General features: G+C 38.7%; 7 protein-coding genes, 1 tRNA gene and 1 pseudogene. 7 read left to right on the top strand and 2 right to left on the bottom strand.

Annotated features, from left to right (window positions below; genetic code table 11):
• From H9X96_RS14780 to H9X96_RS14770, 3 genes are all read left to right on the top strand, one after another.
• Window positions 1-1455: a RagB/SusD family nutrient uptake outer membrane protein gene (locus tag H9X96_RS14780; protein WP_187667039.1), complete on the top strand. Its 1455-nt coding sequence runs from the start codon at window positions 1-3 to the stop codon at window positions 1453-1455.
• A 383-nt stretch (window positions 1456-1838) separates the two neighbouring features.
• The gene (locus H9X96_RS14775) at window positions 1839-5021 is read left to right on the top strand and encodes a TonB-dependent receptor (RefSeq protein WP_187667038.1); all 3183 of its coding nucleotides are present in this window, start codon (window positions 1839-1841) and stop codon (window positions 5019-5021) included.
• A gap of 13 nt (window positions 5022-5034) precedes the next feature.
• Window positions 5035-6525 (top strand): RagB/SusD family nutrient uptake outer membrane protein, encoded by a 1491-nt coding sequence (locus H9X96_RS14770; RefSeq protein ID WP_187667037.1) that lies wholly within the window; start codon window positions 5035-5037, stop codon window positions 6523-6525.
• A gap of 100 nt (window positions 6526-6625) precedes the next feature.
• Here H9X96_RS14770 and H9X96_RS14765 read toward each other — a convergent pair whose 3' ends face one another.
• Entirely contained in the window at window positions 6626-7105 is a 480-nt protein-coding gene (locus H9X96_RS14765) for a hypothetical protein (protein WP_187667036.1), read from the bottom strand.
• Window positions 7106-7382: 277 nt separating this feature from the next.
• Window positions 7383-8279: an LD-carboxypeptidase gene (locus H9X96_RS14760; RefSeq protein ID WP_187667035.1), complete on the bottom strand. Its 897-nt coding sequence runs from the start codon at window positions 8277-8279 to the stop codon at window positions 7383-7385.
• Window positions 8280-8319: 40 nt separating this feature from the next.
• On the opposite strand from H9X96_RS14760, the gene metG reads away from it, so the two are divergent.
• The 4 genes and pseudogenes from metG to H9X96_RS14740 form a co-directional block, all read left to right on the top strand.
• The gene (metG, locus tag H9X96_RS14755; RefSeq protein ID WP_222943912.1) at window positions 8320-10428 is read left to right on the top strand and encodes a methionine--tRNA ligase; all 2109 of its coding nucleotides are present in this window, start codon (window positions 8320-8322) and stop codon (window positions 10426-10428) included.
• 5 nt (window positions 10429-10433) lie between these two features.
• Window positions 10434-10505: transfer RNA gene (locus H9X96_RS14750), tRNA-Arg, on the top strand.
• 865 nt (window positions 10506-11370) lie between these two features.
• Window positions 11371-12189 carry a metallophosphoesterase gene (locus tag H9X96_RS14745; protein ID WP_255431130.1) on the top strand — a complete coding sequence of 273 codons (819 nt, stop codon included), beginning with the start codon at window positions 11371-11373 and terminating at the stop codon, window positions 12187-12189.
• A gap of 146 nt (window positions 12190-12335) precedes the next feature.
• Window positions 12336-12554: pseudogene (locus tag H9X96_RS14740) on the top strand (IS256 family transposase); the annotation flags it as partial.

Here is a 12554-nt window from a genome sequence, read left to right as displayed (position 1 = left end):
ATGAAACGTATTTATATATTAACGGGATTGATGGCTGTAATCGCCTTTAGTTCCTGTAAAAAACAACTAGATCTAAAGCCATTCAATGCCGTAACTGACGAGCAAGCCTTGATCAGGCCAAGCGATTTTGCAGCCGCAGCGAGAGGAATGTATTTAAGAATGCTATCTAAGGGAAATCAGGCGGCCTATGTACCCAATGATTACTATGGTGGTACTGATAATTTTAATTTTATTGCTTCGAATGACATCCTTTCGGATAATGCGATCAGCTACAGCGGCGGTCGGCAAACAGGCCTGGTTTATCAGAACTGGGATTACAATGGCTTATCGACAACTAATTTCTACCAAGATGGTTACAGCATCATCAGAACTGCAAATGCAATTTTAGCAAAAATCGATAACCTTAAAGATGGTTCGAGAGCTGATGTTGAAGGGCAGGCGCTAGCAGTCAGAGCAATTGTACATTTTGATATGCTAAGGTTATTTGGTAAAACGTATACCAATGCTTCGGCTACTGATTTGGGCATTCCTTACCTCAAAACGGTTCAACTGGTGACCGACAACCCTGTTAGAGCAACAGTAAAAAGTAATTATGATCAAATCAGAGATGATTTAGAAAAAGCAGCGGGCTTAATTGATGACCTGTCAGCTGTTAAAGCAAAAGGACGTTTATCCAGAGCGGCAGTTTACGGCTATTTGTCGAGGGTGTATTTATACCGTGGGGAATGGGACAAATGTGTCACTGCAAGCAGCAGTGCGTTAGCAATTAACGGGGATGCAGGTTCGTTGAGCGAATTTTCAGGGATTTGGAAAGATGCGACTGATGCAGGTGTATTGTTCAAATTAGCTGTTCTTGATGTGAATAGACTTACTCCAGGTACTGTTTTAGGACAAAATGCCAGAGCGGAGCAAGTGCCGGCTTTCGACTTCTATAATTTATACAAGGCAACGGATGTTAGAAAGGCAGCCTATTTTACCGAGAAAACAAACGAAGGTATTCTGCTCAATTATGTGAGTAAATACGAGGGCAGGGCTTCTGGAAACCTGAACGTAGTAGATATTAAACTCATGCGCGTTGCTGAAGTATTATTAAACAGAGCAGAAGCTTATAGCAATATCCCGGGTAATGATGGATTGGCACTTGCCGATTTAGATAACCTGAGGTCTAAACGTTATACTGATTTTAGAGCTGGTGGGGAGCGGGGCATAGCTCTGCAGTCTGCGATTGCTTTACAAAGAAGATTAGAGCTTGCTTTTGAAGGTGATCGGTTTGTGGACTTGAAACGTAAAAACCTACCGGTAGTTAGAAATGCTCGTTTTGGTGACAGCGCAGATGGGACTGGTCGCCCTTACAGAAAAGTATTGCTTCCTGCCGGATCTGATAAATTTCAATTGCCCATTGACCAGATCTCTATTAATGCCTCAAATGGGGTATTGATTCAGAACCCAAACTAGCCTACTTTATATTGGATTCCCAGAAATTTCCAGGGCATTTTTTTTTACAAAACGGCTGATTTTTCATTTTGGAAGGATCGGCCGTTTTGTTTTTTACATTGTTAATGCCTTCCTTTTAGGATATATGCTCAATTCTACCTTACGAAAAAACCTTATTTGGTGCTTGAAGCTCATTTTTTTCGTTAATTCCTTCATAGCAAGTTTTTTGCGAAAAAACAATGTCTATTGAATTTGTAGGCTATTTTTCTGTAACCACTTATTATTTAGGCCATTGATTTTTATTGTTTTTTCCGAATAAAAAGACAGTAAAATGATTTTTTGTTCAAAATTATAAAATATGTTACATATCTTAACCGAACTATTAACTAACCTAAATTATTTTTATGAAAAAACTTCTACGAAGTTTGTTCATTCTTTTGTTTGTTGCAGGAACTGCAATGGCGCAAGAAAGAACAATTACCGGAACAGTTACGGACAGTGGTGATGGAAAACCACTACCAGGCGTAACCATCAAATTAAAAGGAGCACAAGGCGGCACTCAGACTGGTTCAGATGGTCGGTACAACTTGAAAGTGCCAAAAGGAGTAAATACCTTAGAGTTTTCTTATTTGGGCTATGTTTCTGAATCTAAGAACATCAATGCTTCTGTGATTAACATTGCGTTGGAGTCGGATTCAAAAGCATTAACAGAAGTGGTAGTAACAGGATACGGTAAAATTGACCGAAAGACCTTTACTGGATCTGCCGCAACAGTTACAGCTGCCCAGATTGCGAATAAACCAGTTCAGAGTTTTGGACAAAGTTTAGCGGGTCAGGCAACAGGGGTAAGTATTGTTCAGCCGAATGGGCTTTTGAACAATCCACCGGTGATTAGAGTTAGGGGATTAAGTTCTCTTTCTTTAAGTTCATTTCCATTGGTAGTAGTAGATGGTATTCCAATTTCTACAAGCAATACCTCTGCGAACTCTGCCGCTAACAACCCATTAGGAGATATCAATCCTGAGGATATCGAAAGTATCGACATCCTTAAAGATGCAGCATCAACTGCAATCTATGGTTCAAGAGGTGCAGCAGGCGTATTGATTATCACCACTAAGAAAGGTAAAATCGGTAAAACCAGACTTAATTATGATGGCTGGTTTGGTGTGAGTAATGCGGTTAGATTACCGGAAGTTTTAAATGCGGAACAATATATCAACCACAAAAATAAGGCAGTTGCTAACTTATTGGCGATTAACCCTACTGGAATTCCCGCATCTCAAAGGGATGCAAATGGAAAAAGTTTCTTCCCTACAGTAAATGCAGATGGATCTAATGTAGATACTGATTGGTTTGATGAGGTATATCGTACTGCTTACACACAAAATCACAATGTGAACTTGAGTGGCGCAAATGAGAAAACATCTTATTTTGTTTCTGGTGGTATCTCTGATCAAAACGGATTTTTAAAAGGAAACTCCTTCAAAAGATACACAGGTCGTGCAAACGTAACACATCAGGCAACAGACTACCTGAAATTAAATATGAACATGGCTTACACCAACAGTTTTAATGCCAGCCCTAATAGTGGCTCTACGGACGGAGGTGCTTTTGCGAGTTCAGGTTTAGGAAGGATTGCAGTGGCTCTGGCACCAAATTTAAGACCATATAATCCTGATGGGAGTTATAGCCTGAATTCTGTAAATGGTTCAGTGGGCAATGAAAATAACTTGATTCCAACTTCTTGGTCAAATCCTGCGGTATTAATCGCAAAGGATAGAAATTCTTCGGAAGCAACGAGATTTATTGCCAACCTAGGTGCTGAATTGAAACTAACAAAAGAATTGTTGGTTAAAAGTAGCTATTCATGGGATAGAAGTAATACGGAAAATATTCAGTTCTGGAACCCATTATCAGGTGATGGTAAAACACCGAATGGCTTAGCTTATAATAACAACAACAGAAGGAATAACTGGAATTGGATCAATACTTTAAACTTAACTAAAACATTTGGAGAACTTCACAACCTAAATGTGATTGTAGGTAATGAGATTCAAAAGACTACTGTAGATGATTGGGGAGCTCAAAGAGCAGGCCTTTCTGACCCTTTTTACAATCAATTTCAAGGACAGTTCATTACGAATACTGCTGCTGGAAATGGAATTAGTGCAGTGGCTTTAGAGTCGTATTTAGCAATGTTAAACTATAATTATGATGGTAAATACTTTATTAGTGGAAATTACAGACGCGATGGTAACTCTGGACTTGCCGCTGGTAAACAATGGGGGAACTTTGGTGGTGCATCAGTAGGTTGGTTGATTTCGAAAGAAAACTTCTTCGCAAACTCTTCATTGGGTTCTTTTGTAAACAACCTTAGACTTAGAGCAAGTTATGGTGTAGTAGGTAACGGTGCTGTAGGTGCTTATAGAGCGTTTACTACTTTTAATCCTGTATTGTATGGTGAAGCTGGTACTGGCTTTATCTTTAATAGGGCAGGTAATACTGACCTAACCTGGGAAACCAGTAAGCAAACGGATATTGGTTTGAATATTGGGATGTTTGACAACAGACTAACGGTTGAAGTAGACTATTTTAACAAAAATATTGACGGAATGATTTTAAGCGTTCCTCAGGCACCTTCAAAAGGTATTCCAAATGATCCACAAGGTGAGATCTTAGCTAACGTTGGAGCGATGTACAATAGAGGTGTGGAACTTGGTATTACAGCCGCTGTATTTAGAGATACTAAGCTGAAATGGACATCTTCATTGAACTTTACGTCTATAAAAAATAAAGTAACGGCATTAGATCCTAATGTGCAGAAAGTAACGGCAACGACCTCTGGTTTAGAAACTACGAGTGCAACTATTGTGGGTTACTCTGCTGCGAGTATCTATGGGGTGAAAACAAATGGTGTGAATCCTGTAAATGGACGCCGTATCTTTGTAGACCTACAAGGTCGTGAGATCCAGTATGAGCATTTAGGTTCTCGTTATACTTATGTGAGTGACGGAACGACAGCTCCAGCACCAACAGATCAGCAACAAATTCTTGGAAATACTTTACCAACATGGTATGGTGGTTTTAACAATAATCTGAGCTACGGAAACTTTGATTTGGGGGTTAACTTTACTTTCTCAGGAGGTAACTATATCTATAACGGCTCAAGAGCTGGTTTGTTGGACCAACGTTTCTGGAACAATTCTGTTGATGTTTTAAATGCTTGGTCTGCTCCAGGACAGAATGCAGAAATTCCTAAGCCAATTTATGGTGATAACATTTCCAATGGTTCTTCTTATCTGATCTCAGCGAATGTTGAAAAGGGTGATTTCCTTCGTCTGCAAACAGTAACGCTTGGTTATACACTTCCTACCAATCTATTTACAGGTTCTAGTATTTTAGGAAAATCAGGAATTAGTAAACTTAGATTTTATGGACAGGTGAACAATGCATTTTTAATCACGGGTTATAGTGGTGTAGATCCAGAGATTTCCTCTAATGGTAATCAAAATCTTTCTAGTGGTGTAGAGAGAAATAGTATTCCACAAGGAAGAGTATTCACTTTTGGGATTAGTATAGGTTTATAATATAAGACAGACAATGAAAATATTTCATAGAAACACATATACATTGCCAATAGCAAGAGCTGCTATTGTTGCAATAGCATTTACAGCGGTGCTTTCCTCTTGCAAGAAGGATTTTTTAACACAAGTACCGGTACTAGAACTTCCGGAAGGTCAAGCTTTTGAAACTCCGGAACGAGTAGAAAAATTAGTGTCGGGGCTTTATTTTTCTGCCAAAGATGGTAGAATATTTGGAGGACGATATTTAGTGTACAACGATGTTAGGGGAGAAGATTTTCTTTCGAGAGATCCGAATGTGGTAACTGGTTACGACGTTTATCAGGGGACCAATGACGCGGGAAGTTCGAATGTTGCCAATTTTTGGGTTCAGTCATATTTAACGATAAACAGAGCAAACATTGTAATTGCGGGTTTAGAGAAAAATGAGAAAGGCCTGGCTGCCAGTGTAGTGAATACTGGGATCGCTGAAGCTAAATTTATCAGAGCCCTAAATTATTTTACCCTTGTCCAGCTTTTCGCAAAACCATATGTACTAAATGGAGGTACTTCCAGAGGTTTGCCATTGAGGTTAACCCCAGAAAGTACTTTAGCAAATAACAATTTGAAATCCAGTACTGTTGCAGAAGTTTATACTCAGATTTTAAAAGATTTGAATGAGGCAGAGCCTAATTTGCCAGATACTTACCCAGTATCTGCAACTTTAAAGTTAAGTACCACAAGAGCGCATAAGAATACAGTTATCGCTTTAAAAACCAGGGTTTATTTGGCTAAAGCAGATTATGCAAATGTAATTTTAGAAGGGAATAAGATGGTTCCACAAGTGGCTCCATTTGTGAATACAGCAAGAACTCCAGCTTCATTGGCTGCAGATCCAGCAACAATATTCGCTACGCCATATACTTCTCCAGAATCCATCTTCTCCTTTCCTATGGCAAGTACAAACGCTCCAGGAACGCAGAATGGTCTGGCTTTTTATTTTAACTCTACGAGTGGAGGGTTTATTTATTACTTGAATAAATCAGGTGCTGGAATTTATGCTGATCCAGCATGGCCGGCAACTGATGCCCGTAAGGTGAAATTCACAGGCCTATTTACAGGAAGTGGTTTAGTAAATGAGCCTTTCTTAAAGAAATACGCAACTCCCAATCCTTTTATTGATTTTGTGCCTATCCTTCGTTATGCAGAGGTTTTGTTGAACGTTGCTGAAGCGGAAGCTGCACCAGGTGGAAATGCTGTGCGGGCAAGAGCTTTACTTGATGCGGTGCGTCATCGTTCTGATGCCGCTTATAATTTTGGTCCATTGTCTGCCACTCAACTTCAAGCAGCAATCTTAAAAGAAAGAAGGATTGAACTTTTAGGTGAAGGTTTCAGGTACAATGACCTGGCAAGAACTAATCAGCCGCTTCCTTCGGTTGGAGCAGGTACTTCGATTGCAGTATCAGATCAACGTTATACTTTCCCAATTCCTACAATAGAGAGGAATACTAATAATTTAGTCGGACAATAATCCCGATTTTAAACAAAAAACGGCGGCTGTATCATGATACAGCCGCCGTTTTTTGTTTTTATGGAATTAACCTTTCTATAAGTTAATCTGAACTGGGTCTTTAATTTAGCGTATTATAGTAGCTAAGAATTTTGATCAGGTCTTCATCAGATTTAAATTTGATTTTCTCATTTATAATGTAAAGGTTCAGTGCTGCTTTATGATTGGAAAGCGGTAATAGAAAGCTGTCTTTCTGCTTCTTTACCTTGGTCATCTTTCCATTCACCAATAAAAAATAAGCCTGATTTGGAATGAGTGTCTTTTGTACATCAGAAGTTCCATAGGGTATGCCCTCTACAATATTCAGGAAGAATTTCTTTAATAAAACTGCTTTTCCATCTACTAAGACCTGGTAATAGCTGTTTTTATGAAATTTATCTATCTCTGGAAAATTGTTTTTATAGATTCGAACTGCCCTGGTATTTTCATTAACATCTTCATACAAATGGAATTCTTTAACGGGAGTTTTAAATGCTAATATCGCGTCTTTTTGGTTTTTAAAAATCAGTTGGTCATTGAATATATCATACTTCAGGTTCATTCCATTAAAGTATTTGTTATCTACCTGAAGTACATCGCCAAGCGTCCAGCTTTCATTCAGGTATTTACTCCCAACTGGATTGTCTTTTGAATTTCTAGCCTCTAATGGCTTACCGGAAACATCGGTGCTTATACTGATTTGAGCTTCGGCCGTTGCGAGGCAAAAGATAAAGATGGGAGAAGCGCTAAAGACTTTTTCATGTCATATTGTGGATTAAGAGTGATGCTTAGTGTCTTGAAAATAATAATAATTATTAAGATAAGTTGTTTTCAAGCGGCTAAAATGTGAGGTTTGTGGAATTAGTCTTGGTAGAGAACTGAACCATTCTTCCAATAATCATTGCTTGGTTGTCGTCAATATGGCCAAGCGGGAAATTATAGCAAACAGGATAATCATAATCCTTCACAATTTCTTGTATAATTTGTTCCGGACTTTGTCCGAATGGGAGCTCTTCCACTTCATAGCCATTAAATGCACCTATGATTAAACCTTTTAATTTAGCCAGTTTACCACTTCTTTTTAGTGCTCTCATCATCCTGTCGATAGCGTACTCATGTTCTCCTACATCTTCTAGGAACAGGATTTTATCATTATAATCAAATTCGGAATCAGAATCTGCTGTGGCGATTAGTAAAGTTAAATTCCCGCCAATCAGCACTCCTTCTGATTGGCCGGGTCTGTTTTCGAATTCAGTGCTATAGGTATAGGTTTCTGTTACTCCAAACAAGGCCTTTCTTAATGATTCCAATGATTCCGCCGTGCCAGTTTCAAATGTTTTAGGCATTTGTCCGTGGATACTTTGCGTATTGGTTTTGGCCAAAATATGGGAGAGTAAAATGGTAATATCACTGAAGCCAATGACCCATTTTGGGTGTTGCTGAAATTTAGTAAAATCAAGTTCATCTATGATTCTGATGGTCCCATAGCCGCCTCTTGAAGCAAAGATGGCTTTGATCTCCGGATCGTCTAAAAACGTTTGCAGGTCTTTTCGTCTTTGCTCATCTGTTCCTGCAAATTGATCATGCGCAGCATAAACATTTTCGCCAAGGACTACCTGCAGCCCCCAGCCCTCTAAAACGGCGATCGCTTTGCTCAGGTCTGTGGTTAATTTCTTGGCAGGAGAGCTGATTCCAATTTTGTCTCCTTTTTTTAAATATGGCGGCTGCTTAATCATAGGTAAAACACTTATATTTGACAAAATAATAAAAATAGTTTTGGATAATAGTAAAATAAAGAGATATACGGTTACGGCCGCTTTGCCTTATACAAATGGGCCAGTGCATATTGGACACCTTGCGGGTGTTTATTTGCCCGCGGATACCTATGTGAGGTATTTGCGTTCGAATAAGAGAGATGTGAAGTTTATTTGTGGATCGGATGAGAATGGCGTGCCTATTACCCTTAAAGCTAAAAGGGAAGGGGTTAGTCCTCAAGTGATCGTTGATAAATACCATAAAATCATTGGAGATTCTTTTAGGGATTTCGGTGTTTCTTTTGACATTTATCACCGTACTTCTTCTTTGATGCACCATCAGACCGCTTCAGAATTCTTTGAAAACCTTTATGAAAAAGGGGTTTTTACCGAAGAGGTCACAGAACAATATTATGATGAGAAGGCACAGACTTTCCTGGCAGATCGGTATATCACAGGAACTTGTCCGAAATGCGGCAATGAAAATGCTTACGGTGATCAATGTGAGAGCTGTGGAAGTACTTTAAATGCAACTGACCTGATCAACCCCAAGTCTACACTTTCTGGCGAAAAACCAGTAAGGAAAGAGACCAAGAACTGGTTCTTGCCACTGGATAAATATGAGGATCAATTGAGAACTTATATTGAAAGTCATAAAGAGTGGAAACCAAATGTTTACGGACAATGTCAGTCCTGGTTGAATGCCGGTTTACAGCCTCGTGCAATGACCAGAGATTTAGACTGGGGTGTAAAAGTTCCGGTTAAAGATGCGGAAGGTAAAGTGCTTTATGTATGGTTTGATGCGCCTATCGGCTATATTTCGGCGACTAAAGAGCTGTTCGAATATGCCCGTCTGGATGTATGGAATCCTAAGGCAGAAGAATATTATATCAATAAAACGGGCTTAAATAAAGGTAACTGGGAAGATTATTGGAAAGATGAAGAAACGAAATTGGTTCACTTCATTGGTAAAGACAATATTGTGTTCCATTGTGTGATTTTTCCTGCGATGTTAATGGCACATGGAGATTACATCCTAGCGGATAATGTTCCGGCAAATGAGTTCTTGAATTTAGAAGGCCAAAAGATCTCTACCTCTAAAAACTGGGCAGTTTGGTTGAACGAGTACCTGGAAGAGTTTAAAGGTAAACAGGATGTGCTACGTTATGTATTGACGGCTACGGCTCCTGAAACAAAGGATAATGATTTTACCTGGAAAGATTTTCAGGCAAGAAATAACAATGAGCTGGTGGCGATTCTTGGGAATTTCATCAACAGGGTAACCGTATTGACGCATAAATATTTTGCGGGTAGGGTGCCGATGTGTATGGAGATTACTCCGGTTGATCAGGCGGTAATGGATGAGCTTGCCGCTTATCCTGCAAAGATCAGCGCATCAATTGAAAACTATCGCTTCAGAGAAGCTTTAACAGAGGTGATGAATGTGGCACGTTTAGGTAACAAGTACCTGGCAGAAACAGAACCTTGGAAGGTGATCAAAACGGACGAAGATAGGGTGCGCACGATCTTAAATATCAGTTTACAGATTGCAGCTAATATTGAGATCCTGATCGAGCCATTCTTGCCTTTCACGGCAGATAAGCTGATGAAGATGCTGAATTATGGCGGTCACCAGTGGGAAGATGCGGGTAAAGTGAATTTACTGCACCGCGGTCACCAGTTGAATGAGCCAGTATTATTGTTCGAGAAAATCGAAGATGAAGAGGTTCAGGCACAAATTGACAAATTGAATAAGAGTAAATCAGATAACTTATTGACTACTGCTGAAGTTGCTCCTGCAAAGGAAAACATTCAGTTTGAGCAGTTTGGTGCGATTGATATCCGTGTTGCGACCATCGTCGCTGCAGAGAAAGTAGAGAAAACTAAAAAACTGCTGAAATTAACAGTAGATACTGGCATCGATCAACGTACTGTAGTATCAGGTATCGCAGAATTTTTTAAACCGGAAGATATTGTTGGTCAGCAGGTAAGTTTGGTTGTAAATCTTGCACCAAGAGAAATAAAAGGAATTTTGTCACAAGGAATGATTTTAATGTCTGAAAATTCAGAAGGAAAACTTACTTTTGTGGCTCCTGTAGCAAACCATGGTAATGGCAGCGTAATCAGGTAGGTTCTGGTCCCGTAGTTCAACGGATAGAATAGAAGTTTCCTAAACTTTAGATATGAGTTCGATTCTCGTCGGGACCACTTATTTAGCCAGTAGTTATACATAACTACTGGTTTTTTTATGCCATGGGGCGAGAAAAGGGGCGAGTAAATTTGACGATGATTGGTCTTCAGTTGCTTCGATTTGAGCTTTGGGCTTGATCTTTTAGCTTCATCAAATTGCATTCCTCAGAGCTCAAGAAATCAAAATTCCTGTATAGATAAAATAATTTTAAAATATTTTTCTGACAGATTTTTTTGGTGCTGTAGGAATTTCTTGGTTTTCATACATCCAGTGTTCGATTCACGTTACCAAAGTTACCTCATTTACCCGCCGAGGGGAAATGATAATATAGTATGGGAATATGTAAGTAAATGACTTTAATTCCTGTACTAGTGCCAGAATAATGATAAACCCCAAAGAGAGTAAATGAGCAATGCTCAACTGAGGCATGAGAAAGAGATCAAATCAAGTTTGTGATCATTAAAGATAAATCCTATTTGAGACACGCAGTAATGAAATAGTAATATGGAAATTGAAAAGGTAGACCGGATTAAACTTAATCATGCGTTTTAACCACTTTTTATTGCCCGAGAACGACGAAATCTATTTAAGTCAGGGGTAAGGTCAGAAGCGTGTTATTCGTTGCTCTCTCAAAAAAAATGAGCTTTAAGCTTTCGACAAAAAATAAACGATATTTAGCAACAATCAATTTCAGTAGTAATATGGATAGATACATCGACTTGATTCTGACTGTAGGTATAACGCTTGGCTTTATTATATGGCTCATCATAATGAGTAAGCGTAAATCAAAATATGGGTTGAACTTTAAAAGAGTTTATTGTCCTGTCTGCGGTAATAAGCAACCTATAATAAGAGTTCCCAAGAATCAAAATCAGGCATTTTATGGGGGGAATACATGTTCTAAGTGTCAAGCAGAACTTGATAAGTATGGTAATGTCATCTCTTAAAATAAAAATGAGAATACAAATTATTAGCGACCTACATCAAGAGTTTGGGATTTCAGATCTAAACTTTAAAAATGCTGACCTTGTCATTTTAGCTGGTGATACCAATCTTGGGACAAAAGGGCTTGAATGGGTTAAAAAATATATTCCAAATATACCTGTAATTTATATTCTTGGTAATCATGAATACTACAAGGGTTCATATCCAAAGACACTCCATAAGATCATTGAGGCATCAAGAGACTCAAATGTAACAGTTCTTGAAAATAACAGAATTGAGTTCAGCGGGATAAGGTTCCATGGTACAACCTTATGGACAGACTTTTCCTTGTTTGGAAACCCAGTTGAATATGGGATTATCTGCCAAGCTAAAATGAATGACTATAAACAAATTCGCTGGGATCCTTCCTATTCTAAATTGAGAACTATAGACACCTATAAGATTCACCAGTTTTCAAAAATGTGGTTGGAGGAAAGTCTGGAGGAATCAAGAGATTATAAGAATGTTGTTATTACGCATCACGCACCGAGTATAAAATCGGTTCCTGAATTATACAAAAATGATCCAGTAACTTCTGCATACGCTTCTAATCTTGAGGATTTGATTTCGAAATATAATCCGTTGTATTGGATACATGGGCATATTCATACTCCAACAAGATATAAGATAGGTCAAACAGAGATTATATGTAATCCACATGGCTATCTTGATGAAAAACATAATGGCTATAATAAGGAGCTAATAATCGAAATATAAAATCATGTATTAAAACACCTTGGTGGAAAATCTGGAGACGTTATTGGGGTAGAAAAAAGGGTAAACTTATTTGATCAAACATGATTGGATTTGAGGGTGTTTCACAAACTGTGTCAATAGTGTAACTTTAAACTATCGACATAAATATGGCAACACAAGACGACTTTGATTTTGAGTCCTTTAAAAAGGAAGCTATAGCTGGATTATACTCTGGCAAAAAGATGACCGGCAGCGATGGCGTGCTGGCACCAATGATGAAGCATTTTCTGGAATCCATGATGACCGCTGAGCTGGAGCATCATATTTCCGAGAGTAAGCTGGCTGATCATCCTAACCGTAAGAATGGTAAGAGTAAAAAGACCGTA

This window comes from Pedobacter sp. N36a, from assembly GCF_014472395.1.
Taxonomy (GTDB): domain Bacteria; phylum Bacteroidota; class Bacteroidia; order Sphingobacteriales; family Sphingobacteriaceae; genus Pedobacter.
This window is presented reverse-complemented; position numbering and strand designations above follow the sequence as displayed.